General features: G+C 73.5%; 19 protein-coding genes and 1 pseudogene. 12 read left to right on the top strand and 8 right to left on the bottom strand.

The window, feature by feature from the left end; all coding sequences use genetic code 11:
* The first annotated feature begins 18 nt into the window (after nucleotides 1-18).
* From ACZ5DC_RS21920 to ACZ5DC_RS21910, 3 genes and pseudogenes are all read left to right on the top strand, one after another.
* Nucleotides 19-1,446 (top strand): hypothetical protein, encoded by a 1,428-nt coding sequence (locus ACZ5DC_RS21920; RefSeq protein WP_468655104.1) that lies wholly within the window; start codon nucleotides 19-21, stop codon nucleotides 1,444-1,446.
* A 187-nt stretch (nucleotides 1,447-1,633) separates the two neighbouring features.
* Nucleotides 1,634-3,085, top strand: coding sequence for an alkaline phosphatase PhoX (locus ACZ5DC_RS21915; protein WP_468655102.1), 1,452 nt, complete (start codon nucleotides 1,634-1,636; stop codon nucleotides 3,083-3,085).
* A 141-nt stretch (nucleotides 3,086-3,226) separates the two neighbouring features.
* A pseudogene (locus tag ACZ5DC_RS21910) lies at nucleotides 3,227-3,798 on the top strand (TetR/AcrR family transcriptional regulator).
* A gap of 75 nt (nucleotides 3,799-3,873) precedes the next feature.
* Here ACZ5DC_RS21910 and ACZ5DC_RS21905 read toward each other — a convergent pair.
* The 7 genes from ACZ5DC_RS21905 to ACZ5DC_RS21875 form a co-directional block, all read right to left on the bottom strand.
* Complete coding sequence (locus tag ACZ5DC_RS21905; protein WP_468655100.1) at nucleotides 3,874-5,061, bottom strand: TerD family protein; 1,188 nt, start codon at nucleotides 5,059-5,061, stop codon at nucleotides 3,874-3,876.
* Between the two features lie 87 nt (nucleotides 5,062-5,148).
* Nucleotides 5,149-6,138 (bottom strand): zinc-dependent alcohol dehydrogenase family protein, encoded by a 990-nt coding sequence (locus tag ACZ5DC_RS21900; RefSeq protein ID WP_468655098.1) that lies wholly within the window; start codon nucleotides 6,136-6,138, stop codon nucleotides 5,149-5,151.
* Nucleotides 6,135-6,962, bottom strand: coding sequence for a carbohydrate ABC transporter permease (locus tag ACZ5DC_RS21895; RefSeq protein WP_468655096.1), 828 nt, complete (start codon nucleotides 6,960-6,962; stop codon nucleotides 6,135-6,137). Before ACZ5DC_RS21895 ends, ACZ5DC_RS21900 begins: the two co-directional genes overlap by 4 nt.
* Nucleotides 6,959-7,897: a carbohydrate ABC transporter permease gene (locus ACZ5DC_RS21890; protein WP_468655094.1), complete on the bottom strand. Its 939-nt coding sequence runs from the start codon at nucleotides 7,895-7,897 to the stop codon at nucleotides 6,959-6,961. The genes ACZ5DC_RS21895 and ACZ5DC_RS21890 overlap by 4 nt, the downstream gene beginning before the upstream one ends.
* Nucleotides 7,894-9,264, bottom strand: coding sequence for an ABC transporter substrate-binding protein (locus ACZ5DC_RS21885; RefSeq protein WP_468655092.1), 1,371 nt, complete (start codon nucleotides 9,262-9,264; stop codon nucleotides 7,894-7,896). Before ACZ5DC_RS21885 ends, ACZ5DC_RS21890 begins: the two co-directional genes overlap by 4 nt.
* Before the next feature lie 85 nt (nucleotides 9,265-9,349).
* Nucleotides 9,350-10,120 (bottom strand): DeoR/GlpR family DNA-binding transcription regulator, encoded by a 771-nt coding sequence (locus tag ACZ5DC_RS21880; RefSeq protein ID WP_468655090.1) that lies wholly within the window; start codon nucleotides 10,118-10,120, stop codon nucleotides 9,350-9,352.
* Nucleotides 10,121-10,403: 283 nt separating this feature from the next.
* Nucleotides 10,404-11,213, bottom strand: coding sequence for an NAD-dependent epimerase/dehydratase family protein (locus tag ACZ5DC_RS21875; protein ID WP_468655088.1), 810 nt, complete (start codon nucleotides 11,211-11,213; stop codon nucleotides 10,404-10,406).
* Nucleotides 11,214-11,425: 212 nt separating this feature from the next.
* Between ACZ5DC_RS21875 and ACZ5DC_RS21870 the strand changes: the two genes are divergently transcribed.
* On the top strand, nucleotides 11,426-12,367 hold the full coding sequence (locus tag ACZ5DC_RS21870) for a 5-dehydro-4-deoxyglucarate dehydratase (RefSeq protein WP_468655086.1): 942 nt from the start codon (nucleotides 11,426-11,428) through the stop codon (nucleotides 12,365-12,367).
* Between the two features lie 34 nt (nucleotides 12,368-12,401).
* Complete coding sequence (locus ACZ5DC_RS21865; RefSeq protein WP_468655084.1) at nucleotides 12,402-13,565, top strand: hypothetical protein; 1,164 nt, start codon at nucleotides 12,402-12,404, stop codon at nucleotides 13,563-13,565.
* Nucleotides 13,566-13,586: 21 nt separating this feature from the next.
* Here ACZ5DC_RS21865 and ACZ5DC_RS21860 read toward each other — a convergent pair whose 3' ends face one another.
* Complete coding sequence (locus tag ACZ5DC_RS21860) at nucleotides 13,587-14,792, bottom strand: MFS transporter (protein WP_468655082.1); 1,206 nt, start codon at nucleotides 14,790-14,792, stop codon at nucleotides 13,587-13,589.
* Between the two features lie 151 nt (nucleotides 14,793-14,943).
* On the opposite strand from ACZ5DC_RS21860, the gene ACZ5DC_RS21855 reads away from it, so the two are divergent.
* The 7 genes from ACZ5DC_RS21855 to araD all read left to right on the top strand — a co-directional run bounded on the left by ACZ5DC_RS21855 (nucleotide 14,944) and on the right by araD (nucleotide 20,113).
* Nucleotides 14,944-15,390, top strand: a complete 447-nt coding sequence (locus ACZ5DC_RS21855) for a DUF6010 family protein (RefSeq protein ID WP_468655080.1) — start codon at nucleotides 14,944-14,946, stop codon at nucleotides 15,388-15,390.
* 2 nt (nucleotides 15,391-15,392) lie between these two features.
* Entirely contained in the window at nucleotides 15,393-15,980 is a 588-nt protein-coding gene (locus tag ACZ5DC_RS21850) for a TIGR03086 family metal-binding protein (protein ID WP_468655078.1), read from the top strand.
* 79 nt (nucleotides 15,981-16,059) lie between these two features.
* Nucleotides 16,060-16,365, top strand: a complete 306-nt coding sequence (locus ACZ5DC_RS21845) for a hypothetical protein (RefSeq protein ID WP_468655076.1) — start codon at nucleotides 16,060-16,062, stop codon at nucleotides 16,363-16,365.
* A gap of 37 nt (nucleotides 16,366-16,402) precedes the next feature.
* The gene (locus ACZ5DC_RS21840) at nucleotides 16,403-16,684 is read left to right on the top strand and encodes a hypothetical protein (RefSeq protein ID WP_468655074.1); all 282 of its coding nucleotides are present in this window, start codon (nucleotides 16,403-16,405) and stop codon (nucleotides 16,682-16,684) included.
* Nucleotides 16,685-16,818: 134 nt separating this feature from the next.
* Nucleotides 16,819-17,475, top strand: a complete 657-nt coding sequence (locus ACZ5DC_RS21835) for a GntR family transcriptional regulator (RefSeq protein WP_468655072.1) — start codon at nucleotides 16,819-16,821, stop codon at nucleotides 17,473-17,475.
* Nucleotides 17,472-18,383, top strand: a complete 912-nt coding sequence (locus tag ACZ5DC_RS21830; RefSeq protein ID WP_468655070.1) for a dihydrodipicolinate synthase family protein — start codon at nucleotides 17,472-17,474, stop codon at nucleotides 18,381-18,383. Before ACZ5DC_RS21835 ends, ACZ5DC_RS21830 begins: the two co-directional genes overlap by 4 nt.
* Nucleotides 18,380-20,113, top strand: a complete 1,734-nt coding sequence (gene araD, locus ACZ5DC_RS21825; protein WP_468655068.1) for an L-arabinonate dehydratase — start codon at nucleotides 18,380-18,382, stop codon at nucleotides 20,111-20,113. Before ACZ5DC_RS21830 ends, araD begins: the two co-directional genes overlap by 4 nt.
* The last annotated feature ends 76 nt before the right edge of the window (nucleotides 20,114-20,189 follow it).

Below are 20,189 nucleotides of genomic sequence, written 5' to 3'. Positions count from 1 at the left end.
TCCGAGGAGAACCAGCCGATGTCAGACAGCTCCCCCCTGCCGCCCGTAAGGCTGCATCCCGAAGCGGAGCTGGCGCGTGCCGCGCTGTCCACGCCGTTGCTCTCCCGCGCGGCCCGCCTCGCCCGCTGGGCCGGGCCCGGCACCCGCGTCGACGCCGGCGGCGGGCTGGCCGAGGAGCAGTTGCCGGCCGCCGTGGAACTGCTCGGACTGAGCGGTGACGACGCCGCCGCCTGCGCGAGCGAGGCCTGGCGGATCGCCGTGGACGCCGGTCTGGTCGAGATCGTGGACGAGGAGGCCGGCACCGTGCGGGCCGGCGAGGAGCTGGGGCTGCTCACCGGCGGCGCCCCGCGGGACGTGCTCACCGTGTGGCTGGCCGCGCTGGAGACCGTGATCGCCGACGCGGCCGTCCCCGACCTGGACGGCCTGGTCGACGCGCTGGACGAGGGCGGCGAGGTCGATTTCTCGTCACTCGGCTGGGACCCGCAGGCCGAGGCGGAGTTCCTCGACGGCGTCCTCGGCAACCTCTATCTGCTGACCGTCAGTGAGGACGGCCCCGGCGACGGCACCGTCCCGCTGCCCGCCCTCGCCGCCTCCATGCTCGTGCCCGACGGCATGGGCGAGCCGACCAACGACGTCCTGGAGCAGGTCTCCGACGCGATGATGAGGCTGGACGACCAGTTCCGGGTGCTCGAGCCGGTCGGACTCGTGGACTACCGGCCGGTGGACGAGGCGCTGATGGCCGACACCGACGAGGAGCCCGCCGCGACCGTGGACGACACCGACGTCGCCCGCTACGGCATGGTCCGCCTGACCCCGCTCGGCGTGTACGGGCTGCGGGCACGGCTGCTGGAGGCCGGGTTCGAGGCGCCGGCCGTCGGTGACCTGGCCGACAAGGGCGCGGACGTCCTGCTCGACGGCACCGCCCGGTTCGGCCAGTCCGCCGCCCGGGCCGAGACCGAGCAGTGGCTGGCCCGGCGCGAACCGCTCGCGGCGGCGCGGGAGTTGCTGGCGGCGGCGCGCGGCGCGGACGCCGGGGGCCCGCTGCGCAGGCTCCGCTGCCAGCAGGCGCTGTCGCTGGTCGGCGCGGAGGCCGAACCCGCGCTGCGCGAGGTGCTGGACGACCCCGAGCTGGGCGGTCTCGCCCGGGTGTGGCTGAGCGAGCGGGGCGCCGCCGGGGTGCCGGCACCCTCCGAGGACATGGTGTTCTGGCTGACCGTCGACACCCTGGCCGCACAGCTGGCGGCCGAGGGCAACTCCGAGGAGCTCCAGGCCCTCGTGGAGGGGCTGGCCGCCCACCACAGCGGGTTCTTCGCGGCGGCCTGGCGGGTGGAGCACCCCGCCACCGCCGAGGTGCTGGACGCGATGGGGCGGCTGCACCCGGACAAGAAGGTGGCCAAGCAGGCGCGCAAGGCGGCGTTCAAGGCGCGCTCCCAGCACGGGGGCTGAGAGCCCGGCCGGTCGCGTGCCGGGCCGGTGCCTTTTGCTGGCGATGGGGTAGTGCGTACGGATTCTTGAACAAGGACCGGTGAAGTAGTCCGGCGTTCAACTCGCGTTCACGAGTGGGCGGGAGCGTGTGCGCCGAACCGAGGCCCCCACCCTCCACGGCACTACCACCGTCGTCACAGGAGACACCATGTCGCTCACCCGCAGGGACTTCGCCAGGAAATCCGCGATCACCGGTGCCGGGGTCGCCCTGGCGGGCAGCGTCGGCGCGCTCGCCACCGCGCCGAACGCCCTCGCCGCCACGGACGCCGGGAGCGCCGAGGCGGAGTCCGCGCACGGGGGCCACCACCACGGCGTCGGCTACGGCCCGCTGATCGCCGACCCCAAGGGCATCCTCGCCCTGCCCGCCGGCTTCTCCTACGAGATCATCACGTACAGCGGCAGGACCAGGCTGGAGTCCGGCGAGTTCACCCCGTCCAACCACGACGGCACGGCCACCTTCGAGGGCCCGCGCGGCACCACCCTCCTCGTCAACAACCACGAGCTGGCCGGCGCCCGCGCCCAGTGGCCGTACCCGGTGCCGCTCACCGAGGGCCTGGTCTACGACCCGGCGGCGGCCGGCGGCTGCACCGTCGTCGAGGTCCGCCACGGCGGCGAGGTCGCCGAGTGGGTGGGCATCGCCGGCACCGCCACCAACTGCGCAGGCGGCAGCACCCCCTGGGGCACCTGGCTGACCTGCGAGGAGACCGAGGACAAGGCCGGCAAGAACGGCTTCACCAAGGACCACGGCTACGTCTTCGAGGTCGACCCGGAGGACCGCCGGGCCAACCGCGACCCCAAGCCGGTCAAGGCGCTGGGCCGTTACGCCCACGAGGCCGTCGTGGTCGACCCCAAGCGCGGCCACGTCTACCTCACCGAGGACGCCTCCGGCCCCAACGGCCTGTTCTACCGCTGGACCCCGCCGGAGGGCTTCCGCCACGGCCGGGGCAAGCTGCGCACACTCGCCGACGACGCGGGCGTGCTCCAGGCGTTCAAGTGCTTCGATTCCGGCGGCAAGTTCGTGGACGACCTGTCCCGCGCCACCAGGATCGGCACCGTCTACGGCGTCGACTGGGTGGACGTCCCCGACCGTGACGCCAGGACCGTCTCGGTGCGCAAGCAGTTCACCGACGGCCAGGTCACCCGCGCCCGCAAGCTGGAGGGCATGTGGTGGGGTGACGGCGGCGTCTACGTCGTCTCCTCCTACGCCCGCCAGGAGAGCCCGGTCCAGCACGACGGCCAGGTCTGGTTCTACGACCCCAAGCGCCGCACGCTGACGCTGAAGGTGCTGCTCGGCGTGAACCCCGACCCGGCGGAGGACGGCGCCTTCGACGGCCCCGACAACATCACCGTCTCCCCGTACGGCGGCCTGGTCATCGCCGAGGACGGCGAGGGCGTCCAGCACCTGTTCGGGGCCACCGACAGCGGCCGGACGTACCCGATCGCCCGCAACGAGCTGAACATCGGCACCGCCGAGGCGCCGGAGTACAGCGAGTTCACCGGCGTCACCTTCTCGCCCGACGGCAAGACCCTCTTCGCCAACATCCAGACGCCCGGCATCATGCTCGCCATCACCGGCCCCTGGAAGCGGCAGGTCCGCTAGGTGCTGTCGTCGAACTCCCGGCCGCGGTGAGCGGCGGCCCGGCGTGGGGATCCCGCGCCGGGCCGCCCGCCGGGACCGGCGCCGGGACGCCGGTGCCGGATACCCTGCGGAGACGGTCCCCGGTTCGCGAGGAGTGAGTGGATGACGCAGGGCAGGCCCATGCGCGCCGACGCCCGGCGCAACTACGCGCGGCTGCTGAAGGCGGCGGCCGAGGCCTTCGCGGAGCACGGGAGAACGCGTCGCTCGACGACATCGCCAAGCGGGCCGGCGTCGGCTCGGGCACCCTCTACCGGCACTTCCCGACCCGGCAGGCACTGCTGGAGGCGGCGTACGTGGACCGGATCGAGGCGTTCGGGGTACGCGCCGACGAGCTGGCGGGTGAACGGCCGCCGGGCGAGGCGCTCGGGGAGTGGCTGTACGAGCTGGCGGTGGGCTCCCTCCAAGTGCGGGGGATGAGGGCCCTGCTCGGCTCGGCGGTGACGGAGCACGGCGGCGCGGCGGCGCTGACGGCGTGCGGGACCGTGGTGCACGGCGCGGTGACCCGGCTGGTGCAGGCGGCGCAGGCGGAGGGCACGCTGCGCGGGGACGTGGAGCCGATCGACGTGCTGCGCCTGACCCACGGGGTGACCTCGGCGGCGGAGCTCGCCGGGGCGGGGGAGCGGGAGATCCGGCGGTACCTGGAGCTGCTGACGGAGGGCTTGCGGGCCGGCTGAGGCGCCGCCGCGGCCGGCCCGGCGGCGCGGGGGCCCGCCGCACACCGCAGCGGGCCCCGCGCCACCGCCGCGGGCTTACAGAGCCCGTGCCCCCGGCTCCACCATGTTCCGTACGGTGCGGGCCTTCACGAACTCGCCCAGCGCCGTCATGTCCCACTCGCCGGAGAACTGGCGGATGAGCTTGGCCATCAACACGCCGGTCCGGGCCTCCGCGCCGGTGAGGTCGAAGCGGACCAGCTCCTCGCCCGAGAAGTCGTCGACCAGACGGCAGTACGCCTTGGCGACCTCGGTGAACTTCTGCCCGGAGAAGGAGTTCACGGTGAAGACGAGACCGGTGACCTCCTGGGGCAGCCGGCCCAGGTCGACCGTGATGACCTCGTCGTCGCCCCCGCCCTCGCCGGTCAGGTTGTCCCCGGAGTGCCGGATCGCGCCGTTCAGGATCGTCAGCTTGCCGAAGTAGCAGCTGTCGATGTGGTTGCGCTGCGGGCCGTAGGCGATGACCGAGGCGTCCAGGTCGATGTCCTTGCCGCGGAACGCCGGTTCCCAGCCGAGGCCCATCCGCACCTGGGACAGCAGCGGCCGGCCGCCCTTGATGAGGGACACCGTCTGGTTCTTCTGCAGGCTGACCCGGCCCTTGTCCAGGTTGATCTTCCCGGCGCCCGGCGCGGGAGCGGGCGGCGGTGCCGCCGGCTGCGGGGGAGCGGCCACAGGGGCGGCGGCCGGCTGCGGGGGAGCGGCCGGCCGCGGCGGTGCGGCCGGAGCCGCGGCCGGTTCCTCCACCGTCACGCCGAAGTCGGTCGCGATGCCCGCGAGCCCGTTGGCGTACCCCTGCCCGACGGCCCGCGCCTTCCACTGGTCGCCCCGGCGGTAGATCTCCACGACCACCAGCGCGGTCTCGTCGCCGAGCTGCGGCGGGGTGAACGTCGCCAGCACGGCACCGCCGTCGGCGTCCCGGACCGTGGCCGTCGGCTCGATGCCCCGGAAGGTCTGGCCGGCCGCGTCCGGGCTGGCGGTGACGACGATCTTCTCGATCTCCGGCGGCACGGCGGCCGTGTCGACCGTGACCGCGTCCGGCGCCGTACCGCCTCCCGACCGGTACGTCACGCCGGGCCCCGTGGGCTGGTTGTAGAAGATGAAGTCGTCGTCGGAGCGCACCTTGCCGTCACCGGTGAGCAGCAGGCCCGACACGTCGAGCCGCACCGGAGCGGAGACGTCCACGGTCACGCGCGCGGCCGGGAGAGGGATGTTCGAGCCAGGGGTCATAGCTGTCATGCCGGGAGAACGAACGACACCGCTTTACCGTTCCCTTACCCACCCCCCAATCGGCTCAGGGTCCCATCCCCCATCGGCTCAGGGCACCACCACGATCTTCCGCCCCACCCCCGCCGCGAACTGCTCCAGCGCCTGCGGGTACCGCTCCAGCGGGATCCGGTCGCTGATGAAGACGCCCGGGTCCAGCACGCCGTTCGCGAACAGCTCGGCCGCCCGCTCGAAGCTGTGCAGCACCGCCATGGAGCCGGTGATCGTGATCTCCTGGTTGTAGATCCGGTACGGGTCGATCGTCACGCGGGTCGCGTAGTCCGCCACCCCGAACTGCAGGAACGTGCCCGCCTTCGCGACCCGGTCCAGGCCGTCCTGGATCGCCGCCGCGTTGCCGGTCGCGTCGATCACCACGTCCCAGCCCCGCGGGCGGTCCAGTTCGTCGCCGTTCGCCGCGGCCCCCGAGACGCCGAGCAGCCGGGCCGTCTCCAGGCGGGCCGGGTTGACGTCGACCACGTCCACACTCGCCGCGCCGGTCCGCTTGGCCAGCTCCAGCATCATCAGGCCCATGGTCCCGGAGCCGTAGATCAGCACGTGGGCGCCCAGGCGGGCCCGCAGCACGTCGTAGCCGCGCACCGCGCAGGACAGGGGCTCCACCAGGGCCGCGTCCTCGGTGCGGACGTGGTCGGGCAGCTTCACGCAGTTGGCGACCGGCGCCACCGCGTACCGTGCCGCGCCGCCCGCCGTCGTCACGCCGATCGCCGCCCACCGCTCGCACAGGTTGTTGTGGCCCGTGCGGCAGTACCGGCACTCGTGGCAGTACAGCGAGGGGTCCACGGCCACCCGGTCGCCGACGGCCACCTCGGTGACCTGGGTGCCGACGCCGACGACCTCGCCCGCGAACTCGTGCCCGGGGACGATCGGCAGCTTGGGCGCGAACTCGCCCTGGAGGATGTGCAGGTCGGTGCCGCACAGGCCGCAGGCCGCGACCTCGACGACCACCTCGCGGGGGCCCGGCGTCGGGTCGGGCACCTCGGTGACGACGGCCCGGCCCACGGACTCGATGACGGCGGCCTTCATTTCACGGCTCCCAACGACAGGCCCTGGACCAGTTTGTCCTGGGCGGCGAACCCCGCGGCGAGCACCGGCAGGGAGATGACGAGCGACGCGGCGCACACCTTGGCCAGGAACAGGCCCTGGCTGGTGATGAAGCCGGTCAGGAAGACGGGGGCGGTCTCGGCGACCACGCCCGTCAGGACCCGGGCGAACAGCAGTTCGTTCCAGCTGAAGATGAAGCAGATCAGGGCGGTGGCGGCGATGCCCGGCAGCGCGATCGGGGCCACCACGCGCGCGAGGATCACCGGCAGCCGGGCGCCGTCCACCCGCGCCGCCTCGATGACCGCGACCGGCACCTCGGCGAGGAAGGACTGCATCATCCACACCGCGATCGGCAGGTTCATGGAGGTGTACAGCACGACCAGGAGCCAGATGTTGTCGAGCATCCCGGCGTTCTTGGCGAAGAGGTAGACCGGCAGCAGGCCCGCCACGGCCGGCAGCATCTTGGTGGACAGGAAGAAGAACAGGACGTCGGTCCACTTCCGCACCGGCCGGATCGACAGCGCGTAGGCCGCCGGGAGGGCCAGCAGCAGGACCAGGAGCGTCGAGGCGACCGACGCGACCGTGGAGTTGACCAGTGCGGGCCACGGGCTCGCCCCGCCTCCGGTGCCGAAGAACTCGCGGTAGCCGTCGAGCGTCAGCGAGGCGGTGAAGGACGGCGGGTTGGTCGCCGCGTCCGCCTCGGAGTGGAAGGACGTCAGGGCCATCCACGCGATGGGCAGGAAGAAGACGACGCCGGCCAGCCAGGCCACCAGGCCGAGTCCGTTACGACGCAGTACGGCGGTCATGCGCGGGACACCTCCTCGCGGAACAGGGACGACACCACGCGCAGGGCGAAGGTCGCGATGACGATCGAGCCGATGACGACCAGGACGCCGGCGGCCGAGGCCAGGCCGTTCTCGTGGGCCTGGTAGAAGCTCTGGTAGACGGTGTAGGGCAGGTTGGCGGTGCCCAGGCCACCGGAGGTGATGGTGAAGACCGCGTCGAAGTTCTGGACGATGTAGATCGACCCGAGCAGCGCGCCCAGTTCCAGGTAGCGGCGCAGGTGGGGCAGGGTCAGGTGGCGGAAGATCTGCCAGTCGCTCGCGCCGTCGACGCGCGCGGCCTCGATCTGCTGCTGGTCCCGGCTCTGGAGTCCGGCCAGCAGGATCAGCATCATGAACGGCGTCCACTGCCACACCAGGGAGGCCTCGACCGCGAGCAGCGGGGTGCGGGAGACCCAGTCCGGCTGTGGCCCGCCCACATAGTGCAGCAACCCGTTGAGCAAGCCGTACTCGGGGTTGTAGAGCACATGCTTCCACAGCAGCGCGGCGGCCACCGGCACCACCAGGAAGGGCGCGATGAGCAGCGTGCGGACGATGCCCCGGCCGCGGAACCGCCGGTCCAGCAGCAGTGCCAGCGCCAGCCCGATGACCAGGCTGGCCAGCACCACGGCCGCCGTGAGCAGCACGGTCGTCCACACCGAGTGGCGCAGGCCGGCGTCGGTGAGCACCTGGCGATAGTTGTCCAGGCCGGTGAAGCGGCGGGCCTTGGGGTAGAGGGCGTTCCAGTCGAAGAAGGAGATCACCAGTGTGGCCACGAAGGGCAGCTGGGTCACCACGATCATGAACACGAGGGCCGGCAGGAGCGGGGCGCGGGTGGCCCAGGCGCGCAGCCGGGCCGGGGGCCGGCTCACCGTGCGTGCGGGTGTGGCGGCGAGGGGGGCCGTGGTCGTCGCTGTCATCGTCCCTCGTACTCCTTGGAGATCTTCTCGGCGAGCGCTTGAGACTTCTTCAGGGCCGCGTCGACGGACTGGCGTCCGGCGATGGCCGCGCTGATCTCCTGGGAGACCTTGGTGCCGAGGTCGGTGAACTCGGGGATGCCGACGAACTGGATGCCGGGCGCGGGCCGCGGCTGCACCCCGGGGTCGTTCGGCCGGGCGCTCTCGATGGCCTCCTTGGTCATCTCCTGGAACGCGGCGGCCGACTCGCGGTAGTCGGCGTCGGTGTAGGTCGACGCCCGCTTGCCCGCCGGGACGTTCGACCAGCCGCTGGTCTCGCCGACCAGCCGCTCGTACCCCTTGCCCGACGCCCAGGAGACGAACTTCCATGCCTTGTCGGGGTTGCGGGACGCCTGCTGGATGCCCCAGGCCCAGGTGTAGAGCCAGCCGGAGGACGCGGTGCGCTCGACGGGGGCGGGGGCGTAGCCGAGCTTGCCCTTGACCGGGGAGCCGGCCGCCTCCAGCAGTCCGGCCGCGGAGGTGGCGTCGTACCACATGGCGACCTTGCCCTGGGTCATGTTGTTCAGGCATTCGGCGAAGCCGGACTGGGCGGCGCCGGACTCGCCGTGCTCGCGGACGAGGCCGACGTAGAACTTCGTCGCCTTCTCGAACGCCGGGGAGTCCAGCCGTGCCTTCCAGTCCGTGTCGAACCAGGTGCCGCCGAAGGTGTTGACGACCGTGGTCAGCGGTGCCATCAGCTCGCCCCAGCCGGGCAGCCCGCGCAGGCAGATGCCCCGCATGCCCGGCCGGGCGCCGTCCACCCGCGCGGCCAGGCCGGCGACCTGCTGCCAGGTGGGACGCTCGGGCATGGTCAGGCCCTTCGCCGCGAACACGTCCTTGCGGTACATGAGGAAGGACGACTCGCCGTAGAAGGGCTGTCCGTAGAGCTTGCCGTCGTCGCCGGTGAGGGACTGGCGCATCGGCTTGAGCACGTCCCGCTCGTCGTACGACGGGTCCTTCGCGACGTACGAGTTCATCTCGTGCAGCCAGCCGTTGCGGGCGTAGATCGGTATCTCGTAGTTGGACAGGGTGGCCACGTCGTACTGGCCGGCCTGGTTGGCGAAGTCCTGGCTGATCTTGTCGCGGACGTCGTTCTCGGGCAGGACCGTGAAGTTGACCTTGATGCCGGTGTCCTTGGTGAAGTGGGCGGCGGTCAGCTTCTGCAACTCGGTCATCTGCGGGTTGTTGACCATCAGGACGTTGATGGAGTCGCCGCCGGAACCGGTCCCGCCGGCACCGGCCCAGCAGCCGGAGAGCAGCGGGGCGAGCAGCGTCCCTGCGGCGGCCAGGGCGAGCGTGGCTCGCGGCCTCCGTCGGCTCGGGGTGCGCATGGATCGCTCCTGGAGGAGGGGGAAAGGGGGACATAAGGGGCGCCCGGCGGTGCGGAGCACCCCTGGACGGGGACGGATCGCGGAATCAGACCCGGATGACCTGCGGGCCCAGCAGGGAGTAGCGGTGGGCCTCGGCGGCCGGGAGCAGGGTGCTGGTCACGATCGCCTCCAGCGCGCCGATCTCCGCGAACCGGCAGAAGCTGACCGCGCCGAACTTGGTGTGCACGCCCGCGAAGACCGTGCGCCGGGAGGCCCGGACGGCCTGCGCCTTCACCTCGCTGACCGCCGGGTCGGGGGTGGTCAGGCCGTGTTCGCGGGAGATGCCGTTGGCCCCGATGTAGGCGAGGTCGATCATGAAGCCGGCCAGCATCTTCGTCGTCCAGTGGTCGACGGTGGCCAGCGTGCCCGGGCGGACCCGGCCGCCGAGCAGCAGCACGGAGACCTGGTCGGCCTCCGCCAGGGCGCCCGCGACCGGCAGGGACGCGGTGACCACGGTCAGCGGCCGGCCCCTGGGCAGCGCCTCGGCGATGAGCTGGGGGGTGAAGCCCTCGTCGACGAAGACGGTCTCGGCGTCCCCGAGCAGTTCGGCCGCCGCGGCGGCGATCCGGCGCTTCTCGGGCACGTGGCTGGTGGCGCGGAAGGCGAGGGTCGTCTCGAACCCGGCGCTCTCGACCGGGTAGGCGCCGCCGTGGGTGCGGCGGACCAGGCCGTGGTCCTCCAGGGCGCGCAGGTCGCGCCGGATGGTCTCCTTGGCCACGCCCAGGTCGGCGGCGAGCGCGGTGACGTCCACGGAGCCGGTGGCGCGGGCGGCCCGCACGATCTCGCGCTGGCGTTCTTCCGCCGTCCTGGTGGTCATGTCGTCACCCACTTCCCTGTGGACCTGCCCGTTCGGGCCCATGGGGGAAGTTCTACCGTCGGCGCGCGGCGCTGACCAGGTCTGTTGCGGGCCCGATACTGCCCGCTTGTGCCCGCTTCGCGCGGGCCGTGCCCGTCGCGGACCTGCGCGGGTGTCCGGGGCGGGGTGGGATCGGGCACGGCGGATGCCCGGACACGGCGGCGGGCGGGCCCGTTCGGTGCCCGCCCGCGCGCGGAGACGGTCGTTTCCGGCCGCCGGTCCCCCACGGGGAGCCGGCGGAGCGTCAGTACGGCCAGATCGGCGGGTCGTTCACGAAGTGCCCGCCCAGGTGGCCGTGGGCCGGGTTCTCCGGGTCCAGCTCGCCCTGCTCGGCGATGAGCTTCGCGGCGTACGGCTCGGAGTCGTCCCGGGGCTCGTAGCCGAGCGCCCGCGCGGTGCTCAGGTCCCACCACAGGCGGGTGTTGGCCGAGGAGCCGTAGACGACCGTGTGGCCGACCCGCTCGGCGGTCAGGGCCGCGTGGAAGAGACGGGCGCCGTCGGCCGGGCTCATCCACACCGACAGCATGCGGACGCTGGTGGGCTCCGGGAAACAGGAGCCGATGCGCACCGAGACGGTCTCCAGGCCGTGCTTGTCCCAGTAGAGCTGGGCCAGGTCCTCGCCGAAGGACTTCGACAGGCCGTAGAAGGTGTCCGGGCGGCGCGGGGTGTCGACGGGGATCAGCGGCTCGCCCGCGCGGGGGGCGGGGGTGAAGCCGACGGCGTGGTTGGAGGAGGCGAAGACGATCCGCGGCACGCCCGCGAGGCGGGCGGCCTCGTACAGGTTGTAGGTGCCCTCGATGTTCGACCTGAGGATCTTCTCGAACGGGGCCTCCAGGGAGATCCCCGCCAGGTGCAGGACCGCGTCCACGCCCCGTACGGCCTCGCGCAGCGCCTCCTCGTCGGCGAGGTCGGCGGTGATCGCGTCGGGCTCGCCCTCGACGGGGCGCACGTCGAACAGGCGCAGCGTGTAGCCGTACTCCGGCAGCAGGGACCGCATCAGGGTGCCGAGCCCGCCGGCGGCGCCGGTGAGCAGGATCGTGCGGGGAGCGGGCATCCTCGGTTCTCCTTGTGGCCGGTATTCACATACGTGGACACGCTAGAGAGTTCACCGGGCACCGTCAAGTGTCGCGTGATGTCGGGGAATTCGCTCCCGATCGTGCGAGTTTGCGTGCTTGACCCGCCGCGACACGGCCCTTTAGCGTGGTCACGTTCAGAAATATGGACGTGGATCAGAAACATGTACCGGCGTGTCTCAAGGGAGAGTCCGTGACGCCAGCCCCTCTGACCGAACGGCTCAGCGATCCGCGCGGGCCGCTGTTCTTCCCCGTCACGGCCTACGGCCCCGGCGGCTCGCTCGACCTGGACGCCTACCGCACCCATGTGCGCCACGGTGTCGCGGCCGGTGCCGCCGCCGTCTTCGCCTGCTGCGGCACCGGGGAGTTCCACGCACTGCTGCCCGAGGAGTTCGAGGCCTGCGTCAAGGCGGCCGTCGAGGCGGCCGAGGGGCGCGTCCCGGTCGTCGCGGGCGCCGGTTACGGTACCGCCCTCGCCGTCCGCTACGCGCGCATCGCCGCCGGTGCGGGCGCCGACGGCCTCCTCGCCATGCCGCCCTACCTCGTGCTCGCCGGCCAGGAGGGCCTGCTGCGGCACTACCGGGAGGTCGCCGCCGCCACCGACCTGCCCGTCATCGTCTACCAGCGCGACAACGCCGTCTTCACCCCGGAGACCGTGGTCGGACTGGCCCGCACCGACGGTGTCATCGGCCTCAAGGACGGCCTCGGCGACCTCGACCTCATGCAGCGGGTCGTGAGCGCGGTCCGCACCGAGGTACCAGGCGACTTCCTGTACTTCAACGGCCTGCCCACCGCCGAGCAGACCCAGCTCGCCTACCGCGCCCTCGGCATCACCCTCTACTCCTCCGCGGTGTTCTGCTTCGCGCCGGAGATCGCCCTCGCCTTCCACCGGGCCCTGCGGACGGACGACCTGCCCACCGCCCACCGCCTCCTGGACGGCTTCTACCGCCCGTTCGTGGAACTGCGCGCCCAGGGCCGCGGATACGCCGTCTCCCTCGTCAAGGCCGGGGTCCGGCTGCGCGGCCTCGACGTCGGCGAGGTCCGCCCCCCGCTGCACGAGCCCGCCGAGGAACACGTCAAACAACTCGCCCGGCTCATCGAACGCGGCTACGAACTGCTGGAGGAGGACGCGTGAGCGAGCACGGACAGGCCCTGCCGGGGGCGGACGCGTGAAGGCGTCGGCGTTCGTCTACCCCTGGGACGTCAACGGGGACCCCGCCACCCCGGAGCGGATCGCCGGACTCGGTGTGGAGCAGGTGACCCTGGCCTCCGCCTACCACTCCACCCGCGCCCTCACTCCCCGCCACCCCCGCCACCGCATCGTCACCGCCGAGTACGCGGCCGTCCTCTACCCGCCGGGCGACCGCTGGGCGGGCCGCGGCCTGCGGCCCTACCCCGCCGGCCGCTGGGCCCCCGGCAACGCCCACGGCGAGGCCGCCGAAGCCCTCGCCGCGGCCGGCCTGGAGGTGCACACCTGGGTCGTCCTCGCCCACAACTCCCGCCTGGGCGCCGAACACCCGGACACCTCGGTCGTCAACGCCTACGGCGACCGCTACCCGTGGGCCCCCTGCGTCGCCCAGCCCGCCACGCGCGCGTACCTGGTCGACCTGGCCGCCGAGGCCGCCGTGCGCCCCGGCGCGCGCGGCACCGAACTGGAGTCCCTCGGCTGGTACGGGTTCCAGCACCTGCACGCCCACGACAAGACCGCCGGCGTCGGCCTCGGGGACGCCGGGCACTACCTGATGTCCCTGTGCTTCTGCACGTCCTGCCGCACCGGCTACGGCGAGCGGGGACTGGACGCCGACGCGCTGGCCGGGGCCGTGCGCGGCGCGCTGGAGCCGCTGTGGCGGGGCGCGGCGGACGACGAGGGCTGGCCGACGGTGGAGAAGCTGCTCGGCGGGGACACGGCGGCCGCCACGCGCGCGTGGCGCGACACCACCGCCCGCACCCTCCAGGAGGAGGCCGTCACCGCCGTACGCGCCGCCGCACCGGACGGCTTCCAGATCCTGCTGCACGCCGATCCGGTCCCGTACCACTGCGGCGCCAACGTGGGCGTCGACCCCGCCCACGTCCTGTCCCTGGCCGACGGCGTGGTGGTGCCCTGCACCGGCGGTACGGCCCTGCTGGCGCCCTTCGCCGCCCAGGCGCGCGAGGGCACGGTGCTGGCCGCCAACCTCACGGTCGTCGCGGGGATGGGCGGCAGCCCCGCCACCCTCGCGGCGGACGCGGCACGCGCGCGTGCCGAAGGAGCGACGGAACTGCGGCTGTACCACGCCGGGCTGGCGTCGGACGCGGACCTGGCGGCGGTCCGGGAGGCACTGGCGGCGCGCTGAACGGCCGTGGAGCGCGGCCCCTCACTCCGGGGACCCGGTCGCGCTAGCGGTGCGCCGGGCCAGCGGCGCGGCCGTCAGCAGGAGCGCCAGGCCGTACAGCGGCAGCAGCAGCCCGGGGCCGGCCAGTTCGACCAGGCCGGCCCCCAGGGCGAGGCCGAGCACGTTCGGGGTGAAGAGCAGCGTGCCGGCGGTGGCCGTCGCCCGCCCCAGCAGCGGGCCGGGGGTCTCCCGCTGCACCGCCGTCAGCGCGGCGACCAGCACACAGGGCAGACCCAGGCCGCACGCCACGCTGGTGGCCAGGGCCACCGGGTCCCACGGCACGGCCCGTGCCACCACCGCGGCCCCGGTCAGCGCGATCCCGGCCGCCGCGAACCGCCGCCCGCCCAGCCTGCGCAGCGCCGGCCCGGCCAGCAGCCCCGCCGCCACCGAACCGGCGCCCTGGGCGGCGTACAGCACGCCGGTGTATTCGGGGGAGTGGCCGAGGCGGTCCACCACGGCGTACACCGTGGTGCCGCTCAGCGCCGTCAGCAGCATCGCCGTACCGCCCGCCCGGAGCAGCGGGCGCAGCACGGGGTGGCCCCACAGGTGCCGGACGCCCTGCGTGGTCTGCCTCCGCCAGCCGTCGCCGGACCGGACCGGCCGCTCCTCACGCACCCGCAGCAGGCCGCACAGCCCGGCGGCGAGCAGGAAGGTGACGGCGTCCAGGCAGGCCACGGCCGGGCCGCCCCAGGCCGCGTAGAGGCCCGCCCCGGTCAGCGGGGCGACGAGCTTCATGCCCTCGGTGAGCGTCATCCGCAGCCCGTTGACGTCACCGAGCAGCTCCGGGCCGACCGCCGCCGTCATCAGCGCCGACTCGGCGGCGTCATGGACGGCGCCGGCCGCGCCGTACACCACCAGGACGGCGAACAGCAGCCACAGGCGGCCGGGGGAGCCGACGGCGAACAGGACGGGCAGCAGCGCCGCGAGGCCCAGGTTCACCGTGATGAGCAGGGGCCTGCGGCGGAACCGGTCGGCGAGCGTGCCGAGCGCCGGGCCGGCGAGGGTGGGCGCCCACATCGCGAGCAGGCACAGGGCGGCCAGCCCGTCCGAGCCGGTCAGCTCCTTCACCCACACACCCGACGCCAGCCACAGCGAGGAGGTGCCGAAGGCGGACACCACCAGGCCGGTGAGGCACAGCCCCGCGTTGCGGTCCCGCAGCACGCGGGCGACGGTCCAGGAAGTCGTCATGCCGGCTCATCGTGGGCCTAAGGCGGGGGGCCGCGGATCGGGCAGGTGACCTAGACGCGGCGGACGGCCACCGGCGTGACGGCGACAATCCGTCGGAACCTGGCACTGGAGCCCCTGGGGCGCCGGGGCCCGGAAACCTACCGTCGACCGCATGCGCTACCTGGCCCCCCTTCTCGTCGGTCTGCTCTACGTCACCCTGATGTCCCTCGTCCCGGAACCCCACCGGCGCCGCCTCAACGCGGTCATGGTCGCCGGCGCGGGGGCCGCCTACCTCAGCGGCGGCGGCCTCGGCGGCTGGGAGTTCGCGTTCACGGCGCTCGCCACCTGCGTCGCCTTCAAGGGCCTGGACTCGTGGGCGTTCATCGGCGTCGGCTGGCTCCTGCACACCGCGTGGGACGTCGTCCACCACCTCAAGGGCCACCCGATCATCCCCTTCGCGCACGACTCGTCGTTCGGCTGCGCGCTGTGCGACCCGGTGATCGCCGTCTGGTGCCTCGGCGGCGGCCGCGCGCCGTGGGAGCCGCTGCGCCGCACCGATGAGTCTCCCGGGGCCCGCCGGTCAGCCCTTCGTACGCGGAGCACGACCTCGAAGGAGTGACCATGACCCAGGTGGACCTCGGCCCGCAGGCCAGGATCGTGGCGCGGCTCGCCGGATCGGTGACGGACGAGCAGCTCACCGCCGCTACACCGTGCCCGCAGTACGCGGTGCGCGACCTGCTGGGCCACCTGCTGACGCTGTCCGTGGCCTTCCGGGACGCCGCCCGCAAGGACCTCGGCATGACCACCGACACCCGCCCGGACGCCGCCGCCCGGGACCTCGGTCCCGGCTGGCGCGAGGAGCTGCCCAAGGCGCTGGACGAGCTGGCCGACGCCTGGCGGGACCCAGCCGCCTGGACCGGCGGCACCCGCGCCGGCGGGGTGGACCTGCCGGGCGCGCTCGCGGGCGCCGTCGTCGCCGACGAGCTGGTGATCCACGGCTGGGACCTGGCCCGCGCCACCGGCCGGGAGTACGCCCCGGACCCGGCCGCCCTCGACTCGGCCCTCGCCTTCCTCCGCGCGGCGGCCGACGACCCCGGCCGCGGCAACGGCGCCTTCGGCCCGGTCGTCCCGGTCCCCGCGGGCGCGCCGTCGCTGGACCGGGCCGTCGCCCTCGGAGGCCGGGACCCCGGGTGGCCGCACCGGTCCTGACCCGGGCGGCGGAAGCGGCGCGTCGGGCCTACGGTGACCCTGGGAGGGGGCGAGCCGAACGGATACGGAGGGAGCCGCCATGCAGGAGCACTACGTGTGGGTGACGACGCGCCGCCTTCAGCCGGGCACGCTGGAGGACTTCGAGCGGGCGTGGCGCCCGGAGCCCGCGCCGCAGGACCTGCACCGGGCCTACGCGTACTGGTCCGAGGACGGACGGGAGATCACCGGGGTGTCGTTCTGGGCCTCCCGCGAGGCGTGCGACGCGTGGCGCGCCTCCGAGGCGGAGGGACGCCGGCGGGCGGCCATGGCCCCCTTCGTCGCCGAGGAGCGCGAAGGCTTCTACCGCGGCCGTGAACTCGGCCTGCCCGGCGCCACCGGCGGGTGAACGGGCCGCGCCGGGCCGCCGCGCCTACCGTGGAGACATGAGCGGGATCGTCGTCCTGTACGAGCGCGAACAGCAGGTGGCCGCGCGCACCCCCGCGGCCGGACCGCCCGGCGCCGAGCGGCTTCCCCGCAGGGTGCACGCGGCGCCCACCGCCCCCGGCAGGCCCGACGCCGCCGGCCCGCGCACCCTGTGCGGCAGGGACACCTTCGCCATGACGAAGGCCCCCCGCACGCCGTCCGGGCGCCCCGGGGAGCCGTGGTACCCCGCCGCGTACGCGTCCCTGGTGTGCCCGGACTGCGACGCGGTGATGGAGATCTGACCGGTGCGGTGAGCCCCGGCCCCCGACCTCTTTTGTCACAACCATTGACGAGAACCCAGCCCCCTCCTACCTTCAACGCGTCGTACTTCGTACGTCATATATGAGACGCGATATGGAAGATCCGAGAGGGCCGCATGACCTCTGTGCCCACCCCGATCCCGTCCCGCACGCAGTACGTGCTCGACGCGATCAAACACCGCATCCTGACCGGGGTGCTGACGCCCGGTCAGGCCCTGGTGGAGGCGGAACTCGCCGCGCAGTTCGGGGTGTCCAAGACCCCGGTGCGCGAGGCGCTGAAGACCCTCGCCGGGACCGGCCTGGTGGTGATGAGCCAGTACAAGGGCGTCACGGTGCGCATGGTGGACGCGGACATGGCGCGCGAGGTCTACGACGTGCGGCTGCTGCTCGAACCCGAGGCCCTGCGCCGGGCCGTCGCGCGGGGCGCCTCCCTCGACGCCGCACGGGACGCGCTGACCCGCGCCGACGCCGCCGCCGACACCGCCGAACGCTCCCTCGCCAACCGGGAGTTCCACCGCGCCCTGTACCTGCCGTGCGGCAACCCGCTGCTCGGCCGGATGCTGGACGAGGTCCGCGACCAGGCGGCCCTCGTCTCCGCCGTGGCCTGGGCCGCCGACCCCTCCTGGGAGCGGGAGGCCGCCGAACACCGGGAGATCCTGCGGCTCGCGCTGGACGGTGACGCCGACGGCGCCGCGAGCGCCCTGCACGCGCACATCGCGTCCTTCGTACGCCGTGCGTTCCCCGAGCCCCGCCCAGAGGAGGGCCACAGATGAGCAGCGTGACGTTCGAGCGCCAACGGGCCGCCCTGGCCGACGTGGTGGCCATCCCGGTGACTCCGTTCGCCGAGGACGGCTCCGTCGACCGGGACGCCCACCGGGCCCTGCTGCGCCGCCTGCTCGAAGGCGGTATCAGGACCCTCACCCCGGGCGGCAACACCGGCGAGTTCTACGCCCTCACCCCCGAAGAGCGCCGGCTCGTCACCGAGTCGACCGCCGAGGAGGCCGGCGACCGGGCCGCCCTCCTGGTCGGGATCGGGCACGACCTGCCCACCGCCGTCGCCTCCGCCCGGCACGCCCGCGACCTCGGCGCCCAGATGGTGATGGTCCACCAGCCCGTGCACCCCTACGTCTCGTCGGCCGGCTGGGTCGACTACCACCGGGCCATCGCCGAGGCCGTCCCGGAGCTGGGCGTGGTGCCGTACCTGCGCGACGCGCAGCTGCCCGGCGCCCGGCTCGCCGAACTCGCCGACCACTGCCCGAACGTCATCGGCGTCAAGTACGCCGTCCCGGACGCCGCCCGGTTCGCCGCCTTCGCCCGGGACGCGGGCCTCGAACGCTTCGTGTGGGTCGCGGGACTCGCCGAGCCGTACGCGCCCTCCTACTTCTCCGCCGGCGCCACCGGCTTCACCTCCGGTCTGGTCAACGTCGCCCCGGCGGTCTCGCTGAACATGATCGAGGCGCTGCGCGCCGGGGACTACCCGGCCGCCATGAAGGTCTGGGAGCAGATCCGCCGTTTCGAGGAACTGCGCGCCGCGCACGGCAACGCCAACAACGTCACCGTCGTCAAGGAGGCCCTCGCCGCGCTCGGCCTGTGCCGCCGGGACGTCCGCCCGCCGAGCAGGCCGCTGCCCGAGGACGAGCGCGCCGAGGTCGCCGCCATCGCCGCCGGGTGGTCCATATGAACGCACCCCGCAAGGAGCCCGGGGAACTGCGCAGCCACCAGTGGTACGGCACCGACGGGCTCCGCTCCTTCAGCCACCGCGCCCGTACCCGCCAGCTCGGCTACCTGCCCGAGGAGCACCTCGGCAAGCCGGTCATCGCGATCCTCAACACCTGGTCCGACATCAACCCCTGCCACGTCCACCTCCGCGACCGCGCCCAGGCCGTCAAGCGCGGGGTGTGGCAGGCCGGCGGCTTCCCGCTGGAGTTCCCGGTCTCCACCCTCAGCGAGACCTTCCAGAAGCCGACCCCCATGCTCTACCGCAACCTGCTCGCCATGGAGACCGAGGAGCTGCTGCGCTCCTACCCGGTCGACGGCGCGGTCCTCATGGGCGGCTGCGACAAGTCCACGCCCGCGCTGTTGATGGGCGCCGCCTCCGTCGGCCTGCCCGCCGTCTTCGTGCCCGCCGGCCCCATGCTCCCGGGCCACTGGCGCGGCGAGGTCCTCGGCTCCGGCACCGACATGTGGAAGTACTGGGACGACAAGCGGGCCGGCCTCATCGGCGACTGCGAGATGGCCGAGCTGGAGAGCGGGCTGGCCCGCTCGCCCGGCCACTGCATGACGATGGGCACGGCGTCCACGCTCACCGCCGCCGCCGAGGCGCTCGGGGTGACCGTGCCGGGCGCGTCCAGCATCCCGGCGGTGGACTCCGGGCACGACCGGATGGCGGCGCGGGCGGGCCTGACCGCCGTCGAGCTGGTCCACCGGGACCGCGGGCTGTCCGGCATCCTCACCCGCGAGGCCTTCGAGGACGCCGTCACCACCGTGCTCGGCCTGGGCGGCTCCACCAACGCCGTGATCCACCTGATCGCCATGGCGGGCCGGGCGGGCGTCCGGCTCACCCTGGACGACTTCGACCGCATCGCCCGCACGGTCCCGGTCCTCGCCAACGTCCGCCCCGGCGGCCGGAGGTACCTGATGGAGGACTTCCACTTCGCGGGCGGTCTGCCCGGGTTCCTCTCCCGCATCACCGACCTGCTCCACCTGGACCGGCCGACGGTGGCGCACGACACCCTGCGCGAGCAGCTCGCCGGCGCGCGGGTGCACGACGACGACGTCATCCGGCCCCGGGACAACCCGGTCGCGGGCGAGGGCGGGGTGGCCGTGCTGCGCGGCAACCTCTGCCCGGACGGCGCGGTCATCAAGCACATCGCCGCCGAGCCGCGCCTGCTCAAGCACACCGGCCCGGCCGTCGTCTTCGACGACTACCGGACCATGCAGCGCACCATCAACGACCCGGCGCTCGGCATCACCGCCGACAGCGTGCTGGTGCTGCGCAACGCCGGCCCCAAGGGCGGGCCGGGCATGCCCGAGTACGGCATGCTGCCGATCCCGGACCACCTGCTGAAGCAGGGCGTGCGGGACATGGTCCGCATCTCCGACGCCCGCATGAGCGGCACCAGTTACGGCGCCTGCGTGCTGCACGTCGCCCCGGAGTCGTACGTCGGCGGCCCGCTGGCCCTCGTGCGCACCGGCGACCTCGTCACGCTGGACGTCGACGCCCGCAGCCTCCACCTCCACGTGGACGACGAGGAGCTGGACCGCAGGCGGGCCGGGTGGACGCCACCGCCCGCCCGCTACGAGCGCGGTTACGGCGCCCTCTACAACGAGCAGATCACGCAGGCCGACAGCGGCTGCGACTTCGCCTTCCTGGCCCGCCCGGGCACCGTGCCGGACCCGTACGCCGGCTGACGTCCCCCTCCCGTCCCGTCACGCCCCACGCACGTGCATGTAGCAAGCGCTTCCTGTACCCAGTGTGATCGACCCC

It is taken from the genome of Streptomyces sp. NPDC031445 (genome assembly GCF_055581365.1).
The sequence above is the reverse complement of the archived record's forward strand: the minus strand, read 5'-3'. Positions and strand labels throughout refer to the sequence as shown.

What these genes read in the sequence shown, in the direction of transcription:
- ACZ5DC_RS21855 (WP_468655080.1), top strand. Translation starts at nt 14,944, where the DNA reads ATGCGCTACCTGGCCCCCCTTCTCGTCGGTCTGCTCTACGTCACCCTG.
- ACZ5DC_RS21860 (WP_468655082.1), bottom strand. Translation starts at nt 14,792, where the DNA reads ATGACGACTTCCTGGACCGTCGCCCGCGTGCTGCGGGACCGCAACGCG.
- ACZ5DC_RS21895 (WP_468655096.1), bottom strand. Translation starts at nt 6,962, where the DNA reads ATGACCGCCGTACTGCGTCGTAACGGACTCGGCCTGGTGGCCTGGCTG.
- ACZ5DC_RS21900 (WP_468655098.1), bottom strand. Translation starts at nt 6,138, where the DNA reads ATGAAGGCCGCCGTCATCGAGTCCGTGGGCCGGGCCGTCGTCACCGAG.
- ACZ5DC_RS21840 (WP_468655074.1), top strand. Translation starts at nt 16,403, where the DNA reads ATGAGCGGGATCGTCGTCCTGTACGAGCGCGAACAGCAGGTGGCCGCG.
- ACZ5DC_RS21920 (WP_468655104.1), top strand. Translation starts at nt 19, where the DNA reads ATGTCAGACAGCTCCCCCCTGCCGCCCGTAAGGCTGCATCCCGAAGCG.
- ACZ5DC_RS21880 (WP_468655090.1), bottom strand. Translation starts at nt 10,120, where the DNA reads ATGACCACCAGGACGGCGGAAGAACGCCAGCGCGAGATCGTGCGGGCC.
- ACZ5DC_RS21890 (WP_468655094.1), bottom strand. Translation starts at nt 7,897, where the DNA reads ATGACAGCGACGACCACGGCCCCCCTCGCCGCCACACCCGCACGCACG.
- ACZ5DC_RS21885 (WP_468655092.1), bottom strand. Translation starts at nt 9,264, where the DNA reads ATGCGCACCCCGAGCCGACGGAGGCCGCGAGCCACGCTCGCCCTGGCC.
- ACZ5DC_RS21830 (WP_468655070.1), top strand. Translation starts at nt 17,472, where the DNA reads ATGAGCAGCGTGACGTTCGAGCGCCAACGGGCCGCCCTGGCCGACGTG.
- ACZ5DC_RS21905 (WP_468655100.1), bottom strand. Translation starts at nt 5,061, where the DNA reads ATGACCCCTGGCTCGAACATCCCTCTCCCGGCCGCGCGCGTGACCGTG.
- ACZ5DC_RS21835 (WP_468655072.1), top strand. Translation starts at nt 16,819, where the DNA reads ATGACCTCTGTGCCCACCCCGATCCCGTCCCGCACGCAGTACGTGCTC.
- ACZ5DC_RS21915 (WP_468655102.1), top strand. Translation starts at nt 1,634, where the DNA reads ATGTCGCTCACCCGCAGGGACTTCGCCAGGAAATCCGCGATCACCGGT.
- araD (WP_468655068.1), top strand. Translation starts at nt 18,380, where the DNA reads ATGAACGCACCCCGCAAGGAGCCCGGGGAACTGCGCAGCCACCAGTGG.
- ACZ5DC_RS21850 (WP_468655078.1), top strand. Translation starts at nt 15,393, where the DNA reads ATGACCCAGGTGGACCTCGGCCCGCAGGCCAGGATCGTGGCGCGGCTC.
- ACZ5DC_RS21875 (WP_468655088.1), bottom strand. Translation starts at nt 11,213, where the DNA reads ATGCCCGCTCCCCGCACGATCCTGCTCACCGGCGCCGCCGGCGGGCTC.
- ACZ5DC_RS21845 (WP_468655076.1), top strand. Translation starts at nt 16,060, where the DNA reads ATGCAGGAGCACTACGTGTGGGTGACGACGCGCCGCCTTCAGCCGGGC.